We start from the raw sequence: 18,328 nt of genomic DNA, 5'->3' as shown, positions 1-18,328 counted from the left end.
CGGGCGCCCTCCCGGGCGCTCCTTGACCCCGCCGCCTACCTCGACGCGCCCAAGAACAGTCGGAGAGCCAACGAAGAAAAGATCAACTACAACAACAGGGGGTTGACCGGCCCCGCTCCTTCAGGGATGAGTTACAGCTGAAGTCCCACTTGTGACCCCAGTAGCTGTCGGCGGTGATCTCCTCGGCGGTGTAGGAGGTCTCGTCGACGAGCATTCCCTCGCAGCCGACCTCGAGGTCCCAGCCGCCCGGCGTGCGGATGTAGAACGACACCATCTTGTCGTTCGTGTGCCTGCCCAGCGTGGACGACAGGTGGTAGCCCGCCTCGGTGACGCGGTCGAGGGCGCGCCCGACCTCGTCGAGCGTCTCGCACTCCACCATGATGTGCACCAGCGCCGGGGCCTTCAGGTCGGGCGACGGCAGGATCGCCAGGCTGTGGTGGCGCGCGTTCACGCCCATGAACCGCAGGCGGATCGGGCCGTACTCGGGCGGTGCCGGGAGCCGGAACGCCCCCCGCGGGAGGAAGCCCAGGGTCTCGGCGTAGAACCGGTAGGCGGCGTCCAGGTCACCGACCGGCACCACGACGTGGCCCAGGCCGAGGTCCCCGGTGACGAACCGATTGCCGTACTTCGTCGCGAGCGGGCTGTGGTCCAACGCCGGGCCGTGGAAGATCTCCAGCGGGGTGCCGCCCGGGGCCTCGAACGCGATCGCGGCCTCCACCCGGCGGTCGTCGGCCTCCTCGGACGACAGTGGCTTGGTCGCGATCCCCGCGGCCTCCACGGCCGCCTGCACCCGGCGCAGCGCCAGGTGGTCGCGCACCTCCCAGCCCACGCCCTCCACCCGGTCCTCGTCGCCGGGCAGGATCACGATCCGGGCGTGCCGCTCGTCGGTGCGCAGGTAGAGCGCGTCCGGGTCGGGCCCGCTGCCCTCGGCGAAGCCGATGCCGTCGAACGCGAACTTCCGCCACGCGTCCAGGTCCGTGGCCCGGACCCGCACGTACCCCAGGGAACTGATGTCGGTCATGCCGCACTCCTTCGTCGTCGTCGTCGAGTCGTCCGGGTCTCAGCGGGTCAGGAACTCCAGTACGACCCGCTCGAAGTCGTCCTTGCGCTCCTGCATCGCCCAGTGGCCGCACTTCGGGAAGACGTGCAGCTCCGCGTCGGCGATGTGCCGCAGCGGCAGGAACGCGCCCTCCAGGGGTGTCACGCGGTCGTCGCGGCCGTAGGTGAGCAGCGTCGGGTGGGTCAGCTCGCCCAGGCGGGCCCAGATCGGGACGCCCGGCGCGGCGCCGGACGCCATCGCCCGCATCGCCGCGCGGTAGAAGTCCCGGGTGAAGTCGAGCGCCCCCGGGGCCGACGCGGTGCGCCACCGGGCCTCGATGCGCTCCTCGGTGAGAAAGGCCGGGTCGCCGACCATGCACCGCATCCAGGCGACGAGCCGCTCCCGGGTCGGGTCCTCGAGGAACTGCACGAGCAGCCTGATGCCCTCGGTCGGCTGCGGGGTGAACAGCGGAACCCCCACCCCGCCCGGCCCCATCAGCACCAGCCGGTCGACCCGGTCGGGATGGTCGAGCGCCAGCTGGGTGGCGACCATCCCGCCCAGCGAGTTGCCGAGCACGTGCACCCGCTCGAGCCCGAGGTCGTCGAGCAGGCGCAGCAGCGCCGCCACCGACACCTCGGCGTAGGGCCGGTCCAGCGCCGGCACGAGGCTCGCCCCGTACCCCGGCTGGTCGGGCACCACGGTGGTGAAGTGCTCGCCGAACACCGGCAGGTTCTCGCCGAAGTTCGCCCAGCCGGTCACCCCCGGCCCCGACCCGTGCAGGAGCAACAGGCCGGGGCCGGTGCCGGCCACGTGGTAGTGCAGGGGTTCGGGCCCGTCGAGGCGCCGGCTGGTGGCGTCGTAGGTCAGGTCCGCCGTGGCGGTCATCGGTGTCTCCCAGCTGTCGGCGGGTCAGATCAACAGGCGCAGGGCGCCATGGGGCTCCACGCCCATCTGGGTCAGCGCGGCCGAGTGGTAGGCGCTGCCGGGGATGTGGATGGCGTGCTGCAGACCGACGTGGGCGTCCCGCCAGAACCGCTGCATGACGTTCTCGCGGCGCACCGCGTTGCCGCCCGACCGCGCGAAGATCTCGTCCACGGCGGACACCGCCCGCCACGCGCACCGGACCTGGTTGCGCCGGGTGACCGCCCGGTCCTCGAAGCTGATCGGCTTGCCGGCGTCGGCCAGGTCGTAGAGCCGGCTCACGCCGTCGAGCAGCTGCGTCCGCGACGCGGCGATCTCGGCCGCCGCCTCCGAGATCGCGTACAGCGTGTACGGGTCGTCCTTCACCCTCGTGCCGACGGCCATCACGCGGTCGCGCTGGTAGTCGACGTGCGCCGCGAGGGCGCCCTCCGCGATGCCGACGACCGCGGCCGTGATGCCGAGGGGGAACATCGACCAGAACGGCAGCTTGTACACCGTCTCGGTCCGCCCGGCCCGCTCCGCGGCCAGCTCGCCCGCGGCCACCTCGTCGGCGTCGATCGTCCGGTAGGCGGGGATGAACGCCCCGTCGACGACGATGTCCTTGCTCCCGGTCCCGCTCAGCCCGATGACGTTCCAGGAGTCCTCGACGATGGTGTAGTCGGCGCGGGGCAGCACGACGTGCAGCGACTTCGGTGGCTGCACCGGGTTGCCGTCGGCGTCGCCGAGCAGCGCGCCGAGGAAGATCCAGTCGCAGTGGTCGGTGCCGGAGGAGAACTGCCAGCGGCCGCGCAGGACGTACCCGCCGTCGGTCGGGGTCGCCACGCCGCTGGGCATGTACGGGGAGGCGATCCACGTGTCGGAGTCGGTGTCCCACACCTCCTCCTGGAGCCTGCGGTCGCACAGCGCCATCTCCCACGGGTGCAGGCCGCCCACACCGCAGACCCAGCCGGTCGACCCGCAGACCTTCGCGACCTCCATCACCGCCTCGGCGAAGTCGCGGGGGTGCGCGGCGTACCCGCCGTACTCGGTGGGCTGCAGCAGCCGCATCACGCCGGCCTCGCGCACCACCTTGACGCTCTCGTCGGCCAGCTTGCCCAGCCGCTCGGTCTCCTCGGCGACCCCGGCGAGCCGACCGGCGAGATCGCGAACTCGGTGAACAACCTCATGGGCCATCAGCACACCTCCGGGCTGAAGTGGTGGTCGGGATGCGGCCCGGTCAGAACCGTGACGGGCAGGACGCGACGCTAAGGCGGCGGCCGAGGCGGGGAGGGCGGCCATCCCGCTCATCGGGACCTCTGCGTCGGGCCGCTGCGCCCGCGTGGGATATCAGCGCCATGACGAAGAACACCTCATTGCCCCCCGCGCCCGCCCGGGACATGACCGTGGACCTGCTCGTGATCGGGTCCGGCACCGGGATGGCGGCGGCGCTGGCCGCCCACGAGCTGGGGCTGACGGCCCTGGTCGTAGAGAAGACGCCCTACGTCGGGGGGTCGACGGCACGGTCCGGCGGAGCGTTCTGGATCCCCGCCAACCCCGCCCTGCAGGAAGCGGGGGCGGGCGACTCGCTCGAGCGGGCCGCGGAGTACACGCGCTCCGTCGTCGCCGGCTCGGCTCCCGACGAGCGCTGGCAGACCTTCCTGCGGCACGGGCCCGAGACCGTCGAGATGCTCCGGCGCACCACCCCGATGCGCTTCCAGTGGGCCCGCGAGTACTCCGACTACCACCCCGAGCAGCCGGGAGGTGCGGCGACCGGGCGGAGCTGCGAGTGCCGCCCGTTCGACGTATCGGCCCTGGGCGCGGAGCGCGCGCGGCTGCGCCCGGCGGTCATGGCCGCCCCGGTGCCGATGCCGGTCACCGGCGCCGACTACCGCTGGATGAACCTCATGGCGAAGGTGCCCCGGAAGGGCGTTCCGCTGGTGCTGAAGCGGCTCCTGCAGGGCGTCGGCGGCAAGGTGCTGGGCAAGGAGTACGTCGCGGGCGGCCAGGCGCTGGCCGCCGGGCTGTACGCCGGGATCCTGCGCGCGGGGATCCCGGTGTGGACGCAGACGTCGCTCGTGCGGCTGGTGACCGACGGCGGCCGCACCACCGGGGCCGTGCTGGCGCAGGACGGCCGGGAGGTCACCGTCACCGCGCGCCGCGGCGTCGTCCTCGCCGCCGGTGGCTTCGACCACGACCTCGAGATGCGCAGGCGCCACCAGTCGCCGTCGCTCCAGCCGGGCTGGAGCCTGGGCAGCGACGGCAACGCCGGCGATGCGATCCGCCTCGCGCAGGAGGTGGGCGCCGACATCGACCTCATGGACCAGGCGTGGTGGTTCCCCGTGGTGGCGCCCCTGCCGGGCGCGGCGCCGCTGGTGATGCTCGCCGAGCGGTCCCTGCCGGGGTCGTTCATCGTGGACGGGAACGGCCGCCGGTTCGTCAACGAGGCCACCGACTACATGAGCTTCGGCCAGCGCATCCTCGACCGGGAACGGTCGGGCGACCCCGTGCGGTCGATGTGGATCGTGTTCGACCAGCGGTACCGCAACAGCTACGTCTTCGCGGCCGGGCTGTATCCCCGCATGGCGATCCCGCGCAGCTGGTACGACGCCGGCATCGCGCACCGCGCCGCCACGCCGGAGGAGCTCGCGCGGGCCGCGGGCCTGCCCGAGGCGGCGTTCGCGGAGACGGTCGGCCGGTTCAACGCGCTCGCGTCGGCCGGGGTGGACCAGGACTTCCACCGCGGCGACAGCGCCTACGACCGCTACTACGGCGACCCGACCATCACCCCGAACCCGAACCTGCGGCCACTCGGCGCGGGCCCGCTCTACGCGGTGCAGATCGTCCTCGGCGACCTCGGGACGTGCGGTGGCGTCCGGGCGGACGGGTACGGGCGCGTCCTGGGCACCGACGGGTCCCCGATCGAGGGCCTCTACGCGATCGGTAACACCGCGGCCAACGCGTTCGGCACCACCTACCCGGGGGCGGGCGCGACGATCGGGCAGGGCCTCGTCTACGGCAACGTCGTCGCGCAGCACGCAGCGGGGCGGCTGGGCGACGGGGCGGGGGAAGGCTCAGGCGCGGTGCGTGAGCAGGGTGTTCGCAGTACCGCGCAGCGCCTCGACGTTGACGCGCGTTCCGCCTTCGGGACGGCCGGCCGGAGCGGTCCGATCTGCAGTTCGTACCGCGCGGCGCCGTCCGCGTCGAACACCGGCGCCACGAGGTAGCTGATCGAGAGCGGCTCCGCGCTCCCGAACTCGGCGGTGGTGTAGGCGCGCCCGCCGACCCCGAACAACAGCCCGAGCACGCGCCGGCGCAGCGCGGCCCGCGTCGGATGCTCGGCGAGCAGGGCTGCCATCTCGGCCAGCACGTCGAGCATCTCCGCGTCGGTCGGCCCGATCGGGAAGGCGGCGTAGCCGCTCGTCCGGATCTGCTCCAGCAGGCCCTCCCACGCCGGACGGTCGGCTGCCGATGCGGTCGAGAGCCAGGCGGCCCGCGCCGCCGCATCGCTGTGGGCGACGACCGCCGCGCCGACCGGGGGGCGCAGCGGCAGGCGCGTTCCGACGTCGACCCCTGCCGGGATCCGGCCACGGCCGGGGGCGAGTGCGACGAACGTGAGATGGCCACTGCCGACGGCGCTGAGCGCGGCGCCGCAGCCAGTCCGCTCGGCGAGGACCTCGAGGGCCGCGGCGGCCGCCGGCGAGACGGGCAGCGCGCGGCGCACGGCCTCGGCGACGCCGGCGAGCCCCGGCCCCAGCGCGTACCCGCGGCCGGGTCCCCGTTGGACCCACGCGGCGCTCTCCAGTGCCGACAGCACCGCCGTCACGGTGGCCCGGTTGAGGTCCAGCCGCGAGACGACCTGCGCGACGGAGAGCCCCGCCGGTTCCCCGGCCAGCAGTTCCACGATCGCGACGACGCGGTCGGTCGGCGGTGACTCGCTGCGCCGGTCACCCGGTTGGGCGTTGTCGCTCTCCACTGTTCCTCCTAGCATCCCGGGCACATCAACTATCCATCGCTTCAATGACGATTATTCGTCATTCTCTCGGGAGCCGATGACGAACAGCGTGGACTTGACGGGCACCGTCAAGGACGAGAAGACGTTCCCGGCCAGGGCGAGCTACCAGGTCTCCACCGGCGCCGTCCTCGGTCACACGCTGCAGTGCATGACGGGGCGTGAGCACCGGATCAACAAGTCGCTCGTCGCGCCGCCGTTCCGCCGGCTGGTGTCCGCGGGGTACACCGACACGCTGCTCGAGCCGCTGGCGCACGAGCTGATCGACTCGTTCGCGGCCCGGGGGCAGGCGGACCTGGTGCAGGAGTTCACCACCGCGTACCCGGTCCGGGTGATCTCGGCGCTGTTGGGTCTGCCCGCCCGCGAGGCGTCCGAGATGTCCCGCTGGGCGCACGACCTGTTCAACTTCCCCATCGATCCGGACGCGGCGGTCCGCGCCTCCCAGGAGTTCACCGCGTACATCACGCCGGTGGTCGCACAGCGCCGGGCGACCCCCGGGAACGACCTGATCTCGACGCTGGTCGGGAGCACCGTCGAGGGGGAGCGGCTGAACGACGACCAGATCCTCGCATTCCTGCGTCTGCTGTTCCCCGCGGGCGCCGACACCACCTCGCTCGCCCTCGGCAGCCTCCTGGCGGCCCTGCTGACCCACCCGGACCAGCTGGACCGCGTGCGGTCGAACCCGGAGGAGGAGGTGCCGTGGGCCGTGCAGGAAGGCCTGCGCTGGGAGGGGCCCGTCGCGATGCTGCCCCGCTTCTGCCCGGAGGCGACCACCTGGCAGGGCATCGCCATCCCCGCCGGCACACCCATGATCTTCGGGATCACCGCGGCCAACCGCGACCCCGCGAGGTACGCCGAGCCGGACCGCTTCGACATCACCCGGCACGCGATGCCGCTGACCGCCTTCGGTGGCGGCCCGCACTCCTGCCTGGGCAACTGGCTGGCCCTCGCCGAGCTGCAGGCGGCGCTGACCGTCCTGCTCGAGCACCTGCCGGGCCTGCGCCTGCGGGCGGACGCCGTGGCCGACGCGAAGGTCACCAGCCAGATCGGCGCGGCCTTGCGGGGACCGAACGCGCTGCACGTGCAGTGGGACGCCTGAGGCAGCCGTGCGCCCCGTCCACGCCGCTCGCCGGGCCGCTCTCGCCGGGCCCCTCGTCGCTGCCGCGCTCCTGTCCGCGTGCGCGCAGCCGTCTACGCACCGGGCCGGTCCCGGGCCGCTGCCCCCGCCGCATCCGGCGCTCGGTCCGGTGGGCACCGCCACCCAGCACGGGGACGCCGCCTCGTCCGACACCACGCCGCTCGCCGGACCCGGCACCCGCCCGGTCAGCAGCACGTTCACGCCGCTCGGCGCGACCTGTGCCAGTGTCCTCATCGGATCCGACGGGATGCCCCAGGCACTGTGCAACACCAACGCCGACCTCAGCCCGGTGGTGCACCTGCTCGACCCCGCCGGCGGCGCGTCCGTCGCCTCGCTCGCCCTCGCGAAGGGCGAGCTCTTCACCGGCGTGTACGGGTACGTCGACGAGGCCGACCGCCTGGTCGCCGTGGACGGTGACCGCAACGTGGTGCGCGTCGGCCACGACCGGGGCGGGCCGGACGGGTCGTGGCGGCTGTTCGTCGCCGAGCCCACCCCCATCGGGCGGTACGTGGACGTGCACTGCGGCGCCCCGCGATGTGACTCGGTGGTGTCGGCGGCGCCCGGATACGGGGGCGGCGTCTGGTTCGTCACCGCGGGGGGCACGGTCGGGATCGTCGACACGACGACCGGGGTGGGCGGCTCGATCGCCCTGCCTCCCGGGGAACGGATCGCGAACAGCATCTCCACGGCGCCCGAGGGGATGGCCGTGGCGACCGGTCACGCCCTGTACCTGGTCGGCGTGGACGGGCAGGGCTCCCCGGAGGTGCTGTGGCGCCGGGAGTACGACCGCGGCCCCGGTCGCAAGCCCGGCCAGCTGAGCTGGGGAACGGGTGCGACGCCGACCTTCTTCGGCCCGGCGACGGGCACCGACTACGTCGCGATCACCGACAACGCGGTGCCCGAGGCCAACCTCCTCGTGTACCGCACCGCCACCGGGGAACGGGTCTGTTCGATCCCGGTCGTCGACGGCACGGAGAACTCGCCGATCGGGTCGGGCACCGCCGTCGTCGTGGCGTCGACGTTCGGCTACCCCTACCCCGCCCTCCCCTCCGACGCCGGGCCGAGCGTCCCGCCGACCGCCGGCTTCACCGGCGGCATGACCCGGGTCGACATCGACGCCGATGGCGCCGGCTGCGAGCGGACGTGGACCACCGACGTCCGCTCCGCGGCCGTTCCCAAGCTGTCCCTCGCCGACGGCCGGATCTACACGGTCAGCCGCACCGGACCCGGCGACGGCTTCGAACACACCGTGATCGACGCCGAGACCGGAGAGGTCCAGGCGCGCCGGCCCCTCGCCACGGGCCCCGCGTTCGACACGCTGCAGATGGCGGGGAACCTCGCGCCGGGTCAGGTCATCTACCAGCCGACGGTCACCGGGGTACACCGCGTCACGCCGAAGGAGGCGCCCGCAGCAGACCCGCCGCGGTGAGCGGTCAGGCGAACGTGATCCCGACGGCGCCGAGACCGGTGAACTCGGCGCGGAAGCGGTCCCCGGCGAACACGTCGACGGCACGCGTGCAGGATCCGGGCAGCACGATGTGGCCGGCCTCCAGCCGGACGCCGAACGCGGCGACGGTGTTCGCCAGCCACGCGACCGCGCGCGCCGGGTTGCCCAACACGGCGTCCGACCGCCCTTCGGTGACGACCTCGTCGGCGCCGTCGTCGCCGGTCCGACACCGGACGGCGTCGACGGCGGTGAGGTCGACCTGCGCCGGGTCGACCCGCGCCGCGCCGAGCACGAACCCCGCCGACGACGCGTTGTCGGCGATGGTGTCCGCGATCCCGATCTTCCAGTCGCGGATCCGGCTGTCGATCAGCTCGATGCTCGGGACAAGGGCCTCGGTCGCCCGCAGGACGTCCTGCTCGGTGCAGCCCGCCCCCGGCAACGACTCGCCCAGCAGGAAGCCGACCTCCACCTCGATCCGCGGGGCGCAGTAGGCAGCGACCGGGACCGGGATGTGCTCGTCGAGCGCCATGTCGTCGAGCAGGTGGCCGTAGTCCGGCTCGTCCACGCCCATCATCTGCTGCATCACCGGCGAGGACAGCCCGACCTTGTGGCCCCGCACCACCGCGCCCGCGGCGACCCGCCGGCGGATGCCGGCCAGCTGGATCTCGTAGGCGTCGACGACGTCGATCCCGGGGAACAGGTCGGCGAGCGGGTCGATGGGTGCGCGGTCCCGTTCGGCCGCGGCCAGCAGGTCGGCGGCGCGGCGGCGCCGGGTGTCGTCGAGCACGTGGATGTTCTCCCCCATCAGTCGTAGCTGACCTCGACCTCGTCGCTGATCGGCACGGCCTGGCAGGCGAGCACCCAGCCCTCGGCGAGGTCCTCGTCCTCCAGCACCTCGTTGCGGAGCATCTTGACCTCGCCCGACACGAGCTTGCAGGCGCAGGCGCTGCAGGCGCCCTCCTTGCAGGAGAACGGGGCGTCCATGCCGTCGGCCAGCAACAGCTCCAGCAGGGTGCGTTCCGCGGGCCACGGCAGCGTGCGCTGCTCGCCGTCCAGCGAGACGGTGACCGTCGCCGCGGCCTCCGGCGACTCCTCGGCGGACGCCGGCACGACGACCTCGGCGAACGGGTCGCCGGTCAGCGACCGGAACCGCTCGACCACCACCCGCTCCCGCGCCATCCCCAACAGGGACAGCGTCTCGGTCGCCACGGCCATGAACGGCGCCGGCCCGCACACGAACGCGGTGTCCCGGGAGGTGAAGGGGGCGAGCAGCTGCGCCAGCACGTCAGCGGTCGGGAGGCCCTGCACGGTCTCCAGCAGGTGGATCACCAGCAGCCGGCCGGGGTGGCGCTCGGCGAGCTCGCGCAGCTCGGACGCGAAGATCACCGAGCGCTCGTCGCGGTTGGCGTACACGAGCACCGCGCTGCCGGACGGTTCGGCGAGCACCGACTTGATGATGGAGATGACCGGGGTGATGCCGCTGCCGCCGGCGAGGAACAGGTGGTCCCCGGCCAGCCGGTCGGCTGTGAAGGTGCCGGCGGGTGGCAGCACCTCGACCTCCTGGCCCGGCTCCAGGTGGTCGCAGATCCAGTTCGACCCGCACCCGCCGGTCACGCGCTTCACGGTGACCTTCGGGTCGGCGTCCACGCCCGGTGCGCTGGCGAGGGAGTAGCAGCGGGCGACCGCCGTGCCGTCGGCCCGGGGGATGCGCAGCGTGAGGAACTGGCCGGGCCGGTAGGCGAACCGGTCGGCCAGCTCCGCCGGCACCTCGAAGACGATCGAGCGCGCGTCGGCGGTCTCCTCGACCACCCGCCGGACCCGCAGCCGGTACCCGGTCACGACACCACCTCGCTGGCGCTCGGCGGCGACGCGCCCGGCGGTGCTGCGCTGAACGGTGACCTCGCAAGCTCGGTCACGACTCGGGGACGACGAGCTCGCCCCGCCGGACGGCCGTCTCGATGCTGTCCCGCAGCTGCAGGCACGTGGGGGTGAGTGCGCGTTCCGGGACGCGCTGCGCGTGCTCGGTGAGCTCGACGCACCCGTCGGTCGCGGTGGTCCACCGCACGAGGGTGTGGGCCAGGCTGTTCTTCTCGACGAGCACGCTGGTGCCGCAGCGGCGGCAGGACAAGGGCTGCACCGATGTCTCCTGTCGGTCGCGGTCGGACGGACGGGCACCGGCGGGTGGTGGCGGTGCGCCACCACCCGCCGCCCCCGTCAGGCGGAGGTGGTGGCCGGGTCCGAGGTGATGACCCGGCCGTTGGCGAGGTTGTCGTCGACCTCGGCCTGCCAGAACGTCATAGCGCGCTCGGTGTCGATCTCGAACTCGAACCGCTGCGTCATCTCCGGCGTCACGTCCTCGACGTCGACGTAGAACTGCTCGTACCAGCGCCGCAGCTGGTAGACAGGCCCGTCCTCCTCGCACAGCAGCGGGTTGTCGATCTTCGCCTTGTGCTGCCAGATCTCGACGTCCTGCACGAAGCCCTGCTCCACGCCCGTCGCGAAGCCCTGCGCCATCTGCTCGGCCTGCTCGTCGGTGATCCCCTCGGGCTTCTTCACCATGACGCCCCACTGCAGGACGAAGCTCGTGGGCGAGACCGGGTAGTGGCAGTTGATCAGGACGGTCTCGATCGTCTGGCCCGCCGCGCTGCTCCAGAGATAGTCGATCATGTAGGACGGGCCGTAGTACGCCGCCTCGGAGTGCAGCGTGCTGTCGTCGGAGTAGTTCGTGCCGATCTTGACGTCGGCCCGGGCCTTTGAGTTCATGTTCTGGCTGGCGACGTGGCCCTCGAAGACGTTCTTGAAGTACGTCGGGAACGCGTAGTGGATGTAGAAGAAGTGCGCCATGTCCACGACGTTGTCCACGATCTCGCGGCAGTGCGACCCCTCGATCCGCAGCGAGTTCCATGTCCAGGGCGTCCAGGCCGGGTCACCGAAGGCGGCGATCTCCGGGATCGTCACCTCGGGCGGCGGCTGCGTGCCCTGCGGGTCGTGCCACACGAACAGCTGCCCGTTGCGCTCGAGCACCGTCCAGGCCTTCGTCCGCGCCCGCGGGGGCACGCGCCGCGCGTACGGAATGCTCGCGCATCGGCCGCTCCCCGACCATCGCCAGTCGTGGAACGGGCACGCCACCTCGTCGCCCTTCACCGAGCCGCGGCTGAGGTCGCCGCCCATGTGCGGGCAGTACGCGTTCAGGACGTTCAGCGTGCCCGCGCTGTCGGCGAACACCACGAGCTTCGTGCCGAACGCCTCGATCGCGTGCGGCTTCCCGTCGCGGTAGCGCTCAGCCAACCCCAGGCAGTGCCAGCCCCGGGCGTACCGGGTCGGGGGCGCCACCGCCTCGATCACCCGAACCTCGTCGACGGTCACGCCCGTCTCCGCTGACGTCATGAGAGCCTCCTGTCCTCGTCGCGCGGCTCGAGGATGCAAGCCGGGCCGGCGGGATCGACGCCGCACTCCCGCTCACCGAGACGACCCCGCCCGGGCGCTCCCGCGTTCCGGTCGACTCCGGGTCATGAGACTGTCCGGCAAGGTCGCCTTCATCACCGGCGCCGCGCAGAGCCAGGGCCGCAGCCACGCCGTGCGGCTGGCCGAGGAGGGCGCCGACATCATCGCGGTCGACATCTGCCGCCAGCTCGACCTCGTCGCCTACCCGATGGGGACCGAGGACGGGCTGGCCGAGACCGCCCAGCAGGTCGAGAAGCTCGGCAGGCGGGTCCACGCCGCCGTCGCCGACGTCCGCGACGCCGCAGCGCTGGCCGCGGTGGTCGACGCGGGCGTGGCCGAGCTCGGGCGGCTGGACATCGTGGCCGCGAACGCCTCGGTGTGCACGGTGCAGCCGTTCGAGGAGCTGACGCCCGAGATCTGGCAGACCACGCTGGACGTCAACCTCACCGGCGTCTGGAACACCTGCGCGGCCGCGATGCCGCACCTGCTCGACGCCGGCGGCGGCAGCATCGTGATCACCGGGTCGTCCGGCGGGCTCAAGGGCCTGCCGTTCCTGCTGCCCTACGTGGCGGCCAAGCACGCGCTGGTCGGGATGGCGCGCTCGCTCGCGCTGGAGTTCGCCGACCGCGGCATCCGCGTCAACACCGTTCACCCCACGGGCGTGGACACGCCGCAGGGACACTCGCCCGTCCTGCCCGGGCTCCTGGAACGCCGGCCCGACCTGGGGCCGGTGTTCATGAACAGCCTGCCGGTGGCGCGGATCGAGTCGATCGACGTCAGCAACGCGCTGGTCTTCCTCGCCTCCGACGAGGCCCGCTACGTGACCGGGACCGCCTTCCCGGTGGACGCGGGCTCCACGATCCGCTGAGGGGCCCGGCGGGATTGCAGTAAAGCCACTTTCATGCCAGCTCGTTGCGTGAAAGTGGCTTTGCTGGAACGGGGGCGGTCCGGCCGAAATAGGCGTCCCGCAGCACCGCGGGGTCGGCGACGTCCTGTGCCGCCGCGGTCAGCACGACGCGGCCGATGTCGAGCAGCGCGACGTCGTCGGCCACGGCGACCGCCGCCTCGACGGCCTGCTCGACGAGCAGGATGCCGAGCCCGGTCCGCTTCAGCTCCGCGACCCGGTCCATCACCTCCGCGACGATCACCGGGGCCAGGCCGCCGGAGGGCTCGTCGAGCAGGAGCAGCGACGGCTCGGCCATCAGCGCCTGCCCGATCGCGAGCATCTGCTGCTGGCCGCCGGACATCGCGCCGGCGAGCAGGCCGCGCCGCTCGGCGAGCACCGGGAACAGGTCGTACACCTTGTCCACCGACGGCCGCAGGGCCGCGCGGCGCCGGCCGTACCCGCCGAGCAGGAGGTTCTGCTCGACCGTCTGCCGGTGGAAGACGCGTTTGCCCTCCTGCACGTAGGCCATCCCGCGGCGCACGCGCCGGTGCGGCGGGAGCCGCGACACGTCCTCGCCCGCCAGCTCGACGGTCCCGCCGGTCAGCCGGTTCAGCCCGGAGATCGCGCGCAGCGTGCTGGTCTTGCCCGCGCCGTTGCGCCCGAGCAGCGCGGTGAGCCGCCCCGGGCGGACCTCGAGGGAGACGTCCCACACCACCTGCAGGTCGTCGTAGCCGGTGGCCAGGTGCTCGACCCGCAGGATCGGCTCGGTCGGCTCGGTCACCGTCATGCCCGCTCCCCCGTCAACTCCGTGCTCCTGGCCTCGTCCGCGTCGCGGATCCCGAGGTACTCGCGCACCACCCGCGGGTCCCGTTCGATCACCGACGGCGGCCCGTGCGCGATCACCTGGCCGTGCGCGAGCACGACGATGTCGTCGGCGAGGTCGAGCACCAGGCGGAAGTTGTGTTCGACGAGCACGACGGTGCCGCCCGCGTCGCGGATCCGGCGGATCAGCGCGGCGAGCCGGTCGACCTCGTCCTCGTCCATGCCGGACGCGGCCTCGTCGAGCAGCAGCACCCGCGGCTCGGCGACCAGCGCCCTGGCCACCTCCAGCAGCCGCCGCATCCCCAGGGGCAGCGAGACCGCCTCGGCGTCGCGCAGGTGCGCCATGCCCACGAGGTCGAGCACCCGCTCGGCCTCGGCGCGATCGGCGTCCCGGACGCGGCGGAACCCGGGCGTGCGCAGCACCGCGGCGAGCATCGACGCCCGCTGCCGGAGGTAGCGGCCGGACGCGACGGCCTCGAGCACGCTCACCCCGGCCGGGAGGCTGGGGGTCTGGAACGTGCGCGCCACCCCGACCCGCGCCACGCGGTGCGGGGCGAGCCGCTGGACCTCGGTGTCGCCCACGCCGATCCGGCCGGCGTCGGTGCGGTAGAACCCGCAGATCATGTTCAGCAGGGTCGTCTTGCCGGACCCGTTGGGACCGATCAGCGCCGTCACCCGTCCCGGCTCGGCCCGCAGCGTGACCTCGCGCAGCGCCTGGTTGCCGCCGAAGGACTTCGACACCCCGCTCGCCGCGAGCGTGGCCCCGCGCAGGGCGGGAAGATCCACTTCTCGGGCCCCGGGGTCGGTCGGCGGCGGCCCGGTCAGCCCGGCGGCCCGGTCGAGCCGGGCGACCAGCCCGCGGAAGAGTTTCGCCAACCCGCCGCTGAGCAGGACCCCGCCCAGCACCAGGAAGGCACCGTGGAACACCAGCGCGTACTGCTGGAACTCGGTGGACTGGTTCGGGCCCAGCTGCATGATCGCCGCCCCGACCGCCGCACCGTAGACGCTCGTCGAGCCGCCGAGGATGGACGCCGCCAGCACCGTGGTCGCCAACGTGAACCCGAACGCCTCCGGGGAGATGTAGAGGTCGAGGTTGGCGAACAGCGCGCCGGCCAGCCCGGCGGGAAAGGCGCCGATCGCGTAGCCGAGCAGCTTCATCCGGAACACCGAGATCCCCACCGACGACGCCAGCACCGGGCTCTGCTTGAGCACCCGGAACGCCACCCCGTGCCGGGACACGACGATGTTGCGCAGCACCGCGAACCAGCCGATCGCCACCACGACGACCACCGTGTAGAACGCGTCGGGGCCCAGCGGCGCGCCGAACAGCGTGGCCCCCGCGATCCCGGAGAGGCCGTTGCGCCCGCCGGTCACGTCCCCGAGGATCGCGATCACGTCGGGCACCAGCAGCACCAGGAAGAACGACGTCATGGCGAGCGACCAGCTGCCCAGCCGCAGCCCGGGGACGCCCGTCAGCAGCCCGACGGCCAGCGCGACCACGCCCGCCGCCACCAGCTGCACCAGGATGTCGGTGTACCCGGCGACCGAGAGCACCCCGGCGGTGTAGGCGCCCGCGGCGTACATGGCAGCCTGGCCGAGCGCGAGCTGCCCGGCGTAGCCGAGTGAGAGGTTCAGCCCGCTGACCAGGAGCGCCAGGATGCAGACGAGCTGGATCTGCCGGGTGGCCGTGAAGCCGAGGCCGGCGAGCGGGAGCAGCAACACCACCACGCCGAGCGTGAGCGGCAGCGCCCACGACGGGAGCCCGCGCAGCATGCGCCAGATCGGCATCTCTACACCGTCCGTTCTCGGGTGCGGCCGAACAGGCCGGCCGGGCGCGCCATCAGGATGACCAGCAGGACCACGAAGACCGAGAGGTTGCTGAACTCGGCTCCCAGGTAGCGGGCGGCGAGCGACTCGATCAGCCCGACGGCCAGCCCGCCGACGAGCGCCCCGGGCACCGAGCCGAACCCGCCGATCGCGAGCGCCACGAAGCCCTTGATCGCCAGCGCGGCCCCGAGCGTCGCGACCGCGTAGGTCTTCGGCCCGACGAACAGGCCGAGCACGCCGGCGAGCGCCCCGGAGAACGCGAACGCCCCGAACGCGAGCCGCTTCACGTCGATCCCGCGCAGCATCGCGGCCTCGCGGTCCTCCGACATCCCGACCAGCGCGAGCCCGAGCATCGTCCGGCGGCTGACCCAGCCGAGGGCGACGACGAGCAGCACGGCCACGACCAGCAGGGCGATCTCCACCGGGTACACGCGGCCACCCAGCAGGGTCACGACGCCGTCGGAACCGAAGAACGGCACCGTCAGCGGCTGCGCGCCCCAGATCAGCTGCGTGGCCCCGTTCAGCAGCGTGGCGACCCCGAGCGTGGTGACCAGCTGCGTCTCGTGGTCGGCCACGGTCCGGACGGCGAACCGCTCCTCGAGGCCCGCCAGCACCAGCACGACCGCCATCGCCAGCACGGCGACCACCAGGACCGGCAGCCGCAGGGTGACCAGCCCGGTGTAGACGACGAACGTGCCGATCATCATCAACTGCGCCTGCGCGAAGTTGAACGTGTTCGACGAGATGAAGACGATGTTGTAGCCGATCGCCACCAACGCGTACACCGCGCCGAGCGCGAGCCCGGACCAGAGGAGCGTCACGGCACCGGCGTCGCGAACTGGCCGTTCACGACCTTCGACGGGGCCACGAAGGTCAACGCGTCGGCGCCGACCTGCGGGGCGTGGGCGGAGGCGGTGAAGTTGTAGAGCGGCAGCACCGCCGTGCCCGCGTCCCGCTGCACCTCGGGCTTCTCCAGCGCGGCCGCGAGCGCCGCCGCCTCGGTCGACCCCGCATCGCGGGCGGCCGCGGCGAGCAGGAAGAACGCGTCGTAGTTGTAGGCCAGGATCAGGCTCGCGGGGATCGGCCCGAGCGCGGTCATCCGCTCGACCATGCGGTTCACCTTCTCCGCCGCCGGGTCGTACGCGGTGCTCGTGTAGACCTGCATCAGCAGGGGCTCGACGAGCGGGGTGCCGAGCAGTCCGGCAGGCGGCTCGGTGGAGACCAGGCCGGTGGCCGAGACCGAGGTGTTACCCAGCAGCGGGATTTCCCAGCCGAGCTTCTCCATGCTCTGCAGCAGGTACCCCAGCGGTGCGCCGTAGCCGTCGACGACGAGCGCCTGGGGGTTGCGCGCGCGGAGGGCCTGCAGCTGCGGGGTCATGTCGAGCGCCGCGACGTCGTACTCCTCGGTGCCGACCACGTCGATGCCGGCCGCCGACAGGCCCTCCTCCGCGACGGTCCCGAACGTCTCCCCGTAGGCGCTGCTGCCGTGGATGATCCCGACCGAGCCGTGGCCGTTCTCCCGGATGTGGGCGACGAAGCCCGAGATCATGTCCTGCGGGCTCGGCGACAGGTCGAAGTTGAGCGGGAACACCGCGGGGTCCGCCGAGTTCTCCGTCGGCCCGATGTTGAACGACAGGATTTCGTTCTGCGTGAGGATCGGCAGCGTGGCGGCGGCCAGGTTGGACGGGCCGGAGTTCATGTAGGCGTCCGGCCTCGCGTCCGACGCGATCGCCTCTCGGAGCTTCGTGACCGCGACGGTCGCGTCGCCCCCGTCGTCGACCACGGTGATCTCCACCGGCCGGCCACCGATCCCGCCGGCCTCGTTGATCGCCTCGGCCCCCGCCCTGGCGCCGAGCACGGACGTCTGGGCGTTCGCCCCGAGCACGCCGGGGGCGCTGATCCCCCGCTGACCAGGACCCGGAACGGCTCGTCCGCCCCACCGGCCCCGGCGGATCCCGGCCCGCCGGCACCACCACAGCCGGTGACGGCGAGCAGGGCCGCGGTGGCCATCGCCGACCCGATCAGGCGCGAGCGTCTCATCACGGTCCTCCTCACTACCAAGCGCTTGATTGGGCGGAGGTTAGTGAGTGCGGCCACACGCCGTCAAGGGCGCGGGGCGGGGACGACGAGCCGTAGCAAGCGTTAGGTTGGCTTGCTACGTTGGCGATGCACGCCGCACTCCCCGACCCGGAAGGACCCGGAATGGGATACCGGTACGAACCCGAGCTGGCGGCCGCAGCGGCCCAGCTCCCCCAACGCGACCTGTCGGACCTGCCGGCCGTGCGCCGCGCCATCCGGCAGACGATCGCCGCCCAGCCACCCGTCGACACGACGGGGGTGCACGTGACGGACCGGCTGATCCCCGGATTGCCGGGCGAGCCCGAGGTGGAGATCCGGGTCTACCACCCGCAGCGGGACGCCACCGGCGCACCCGGGCCCGCGATCCTGCACGCCCACGGCGGCGGCTTCGTGATGTGCGACCTGGAGAGCAGCCACGCCCGCAACACCGAGCTCGCGCGTGAGCTGGGCGCCACGCTGGTGTCGGTCGACTACCGGCTGGCCCCGGAGCACCCGTTCCCCGCCGCCCTGCACGACGTGCATGCCGCGCTGCTCTGGCTCGTCGAGCACGCCGACGCGCTGGGCGTGGACCCCGCCCGCATCGCGGTCCACGGGATCAGCGCCGGGGCCGGGCTAGAGCGTGTCCCGTGGATCATGCGGGTCGGCTGCGGTAGATCTCTTCTGTGCTTGATCGCCACGACTTGACCGACGCGGAGTGGGCACGGCTGGAGCCGTTGCTGCCCGACCGGACACCGCGA

Annotated in this window: 16 protein-coding genes and 1 pseudogene; 5 read left to right on the top strand and 12 right to left on the bottom strand. The window is 72.8% G+C overall.

What is annotated here, in order from left to right:
* Positions 1-82: 82 nt before the first annotated feature.
* Genes KME75_RS29690 through KME75_RS29680 form a run of 3 tightly spaced genes read right to left on the bottom strand, consistent with a single transcriptional unit; the run spans position 83 to position 3,133 of the window.
* Positions 83-1,021: a VOC family protein gene (locus KME75_RS29690; RefSeq protein WP_219418200.1), complete on the bottom strand. Its 939-nt coding sequence runs from the start codon at positions 1,019-1,021 to the stop codon at positions 83-85.
* A 39-nt stretch (positions 1,022-1,060) separates the two neighbouring features.
* Positions 1,061-1,924 (bottom strand): alpha/beta fold hydrolase, encoded by an 864-nt coding sequence (locus KME75_RS29685; protein ID WP_219418199.1) that lies wholly within the window; start codon positions 1,922-1,924, stop codon positions 1,061-1,063.
* Positions 1,925-1,948: 24 nt separating this feature from the next.
* Positions 1,949-3,133 (bottom strand): acyl-CoA dehydrogenase family protein, encoded by a 1,185-nt coding sequence (locus KME75_RS29680; RefSeq protein WP_219418197.1) that lies wholly within the window; start codon positions 3,131-3,133, stop codon positions 1,949-1,951.
* A gap of 161 nt (positions 3,134-3,294) precedes the next feature.
* On the opposite strand from KME75_RS29680, the gene KME75_RS29675 reads away from it, so the two are divergent.
* Complete coding sequence (locus tag KME75_RS29675) at positions 3,295-5,163, top strand: 3-ketosteroid-delta-1-dehydrogenase (protein WP_219418196.1); 1,869 nt, start codon at positions 3,295-3,297, stop codon at positions 5,161-5,163.
* A 563-nt stretch (positions 5,164-5,726) separates the two neighbouring features.
* Here the strand turns inward: KME75_RS29675 and KME75_RS43855 are convergent.
* A pseudogene (locus tag KME75_RS43855) lies at positions 5,727-5,927 on the bottom strand (helix-turn-helix domain-containing protein); the annotation flags it as partial.
* Between the two features lie 61 nt (positions 5,928-5,988).
* Here KME75_RS43855 and KME75_RS29670 point away from each other — a divergent pair.
* Together KME75_RS29670 and KME75_RS29665 are read left to right on the top strand one after the other, a co-directional pair.
* Positions 5,989-7,047 carry a cytochrome P450 gene (locus KME75_RS29670; RefSeq protein WP_219418195.1) on the top strand — a complete coding sequence of 353 codons (1,059 nt, stop codon included), beginning with the start codon at positions 5,989-5,991 and terminating at the stop codon, positions 7,045-7,047.
* Positions 7,048-7,195: 148 nt separating this feature from the next.
* Positions 7,196-8,515 (top strand): hypothetical protein, encoded by a 1,320-nt coding sequence (locus tag KME75_RS29665; RefSeq protein WP_308283213.1) that lies wholly within the window; start codon positions 7,196-7,198, stop codon positions 8,513-8,515.
* A 4-nt stretch (positions 8,516-8,519) separates the two neighbouring features.
* Here KME75_RS29665 and KME75_RS29660 read toward each other — a convergent pair whose 3' ends face one another.
* The 4 genes from KME75_RS29660 to KME75_RS29645 form a co-directional block, all read right to left on the bottom strand.
* On the bottom strand, positions 8,520-9,338 hold the full coding sequence (locus tag KME75_RS29660; RefSeq protein ID WP_246633100.1) for a 2-keto-4-pentenoate hydratase: 819 nt from the start codon (positions 9,336-9,338) through the stop codon (positions 8,520-8,522).
* Complete coding sequence (locus KME75_RS29655; protein ID WP_219418194.1) at positions 9,338-10,372, bottom strand: ferredoxin--NADP reductase; 1,035 nt, start codon at positions 10,370-10,372, stop codon at positions 9,338-9,340. Before KME75_RS29655 ends, KME75_RS29660 begins: the two co-directional genes overlap by 1 nt.
* A 73-nt stretch (positions 10,373-10,445) precedes the next feature.
* On the bottom strand, positions 10,446-10,670 hold the full coding sequence (locus KME75_RS29650) for a hypothetical protein (RefSeq protein ID WP_219418193.1): 225 nt from the start codon (positions 10,668-10,670) through the stop codon (positions 10,446-10,448).
* 77 nt (positions 10,671-10,747) lie between these two features.
* Positions 10,748-11,920 carry a 3-ketosteroid-9-alpha-monooxygenase, oxygenase component gene (locus KME75_RS29645; protein WP_219418192.1) on the bottom strand — a complete coding sequence of 391 codons (1,173 nt, stop codon included), beginning with the start codon at positions 11,918-11,920 and terminating at the stop codon, positions 10,748-10,750.
* A gap of 124 nt (positions 11,921-12,044) precedes the next feature.
* On the opposite strand from KME75_RS29645, the gene KME75_RS29640 reads away from it, so the two are divergent.
* A complete protein-coding gene (locus KME75_RS29640) occupies positions 12,045-12,845 on the top strand; it encodes a mycofactocin-coupled SDR family oxidoreductase (RefSeq protein ID WP_219418191.1) in 801 nt (266 codons plus the stop codon).
* 31 nt (positions 12,846-12,876) lie between these two features.
* Here KME75_RS29640 and KME75_RS29635 read toward each other — a convergent pair whose 3' ends face one another.
* Genes KME75_RS29635 through KME75_RS29620 form a run of 4 tightly spaced genes read right to left on the bottom strand, consistent with a single transcriptional unit; the run spans position 12,877 to position 17,397 of the window.
* Positions 12,877-13,650: an ABC transporter ATP-binding protein gene (locus KME75_RS29635; protein WP_219418190.1), complete on the bottom strand. Its 774-nt coding sequence runs from the start codon at positions 13,648-13,650 to the stop codon at positions 12,877-12,879.
* A complete protein-coding gene (locus tag KME75_RS29630; protein WP_219418189.1) occupies positions 13,647-15,473 on the bottom strand; it encodes a branched-chain amino acid ABC transporter ATP-binding protein/permease in 1,827 nt (608 codons plus the stop codon). The genes KME75_RS29635 and KME75_RS29630 overlap by 4 nt, the downstream gene beginning before the upstream one ends.
* Before the next feature lie 2 nt (positions 15,474-15,475).
* Positions 15,476-16,333 carry a branched-chain amino acid ABC transporter permease gene (locus KME75_RS29625; protein WP_219418188.1) on the bottom strand — a complete coding sequence of 286 codons (858 nt, stop codon included), beginning with the start codon at positions 16,331-16,333 and terminating at the stop codon, positions 15,476-15,478.
* Positions 16,330-17,397, bottom strand: a complete 1,068-nt coding sequence (locus KME75_RS29620) for an ABC transporter substrate-binding protein (protein WP_219418187.1) — start codon at positions 17,395-17,397, stop codon at positions 16,330-16,332. The genes KME75_RS29625 and KME75_RS29620 overlap by 4 nt, the downstream gene beginning before the upstream one ends.
* A 317-nt stretch (positions 17,398-17,714) precedes the next feature.
* On the opposite strand from KME75_RS29620, the gene KME75_RS29615 reads away from it, so the two are divergent.
* On the top strand, positions 17,715-18,275 hold the full coding sequence (locus tag KME75_RS29615) for an alpha/beta hydrolase (protein ID WP_219418186.1): 561 nt from the start codon (positions 17,715-17,717) through the stop codon (positions 18,273-18,275).
* Positions 18,276-18,328 lie beyond the last annotated feature (53 nt).

The organism is Pseudonocardia nigra (genome assembly GCF_019396355.1).
GTDB classification, from domain to species: Bacteria; Actinomycetota; Actinomycetes; order Mycobacteriales; family Pseudonocardiaceae; genus Pseudonocardia; species Pseudonocardia nigra.
The sequence above is the reverse complement of the archived record's forward strand: the minus strand, read 5'-3'. Positions and strand labels throughout refer to the sequence as shown.

Bases quoted from the DNA above. Each gene is read 5' to 3' on its own strand.
- KME75_RS29690 (WP_219418200.1), bottom strand. From the start codon at position 1,021: ATGACCGACATCAGTTCCCTGGGGTACGTGCGGGTCCGGGCCACGGAC.
- KME75_RS29685 (WP_219418199.1), bottom strand. From the start codon at position 1,924: ATGACCGCCACGGCGGACCTGACCTACGACGCCACCAGCCGGCGCCTC.
- KME75_RS29680 (WP_219418197.1), bottom strand. From the start codon at position 3,133: ATGGCCCATGAGGTTGTTCACCGAGTTCGCGATCTCGCCGGTCGGCTC.
- KME75_RS29675 (WP_219418196.1), top strand. From the start codon at position 3,295: ATGACGAAGAACACCTCATTGCCCCCCGCGCCCGCCCGGGACATGACC.
- KME75_RS29670 (WP_219418195.1), top strand. From the start codon at position 5,989: ATGACGAACAGCGTGGACTTGACGGGCACCGTCAAGGACGAGAAGACG.
- KME75_RS29660 (WP_246633100.1), bottom strand. From the start codon at position 9,338: ATGGGGGAGAACATCCACGTGCTCGACGACACCCGGCGCCGCCGCGCC.
- KME75_RS29645 (WP_219418192.1), bottom strand. From the start codon at position 11,920: ATGACGTCAGCGGAGACGGGCGTGACCGTCGACGAGGTTCGGGTGATC.
- KME75_RS29640 (WP_219418191.1), top strand. From the start codon at position 12,045: ATGAGACTGTCCGGCAAGGTCGCCTTCATCACCGGCGCCGCGCAGAGC.
- KME75_RS29635 (WP_219418190.1), bottom strand. From the start codon at position 13,650: ATGACGGTGACCGAGCCGACCGAGCCGATCCTGCGGGTCGAGCACCTG.
- KME75_RS29630 (WP_219418189.1), bottom strand. From the start codon at position 15,473: ATGCCGATCTGGCGCATGCTGCGCGGGCTCCCGTCGTGGGCGCTGCCG.
- KME75_RS29615 (WP_219418186.1), top strand. From the start codon at position 17,715: ATGGGATACCGGTACGAACCCGAGCTGGCGGCCGCAGCGGCCCAGCTC.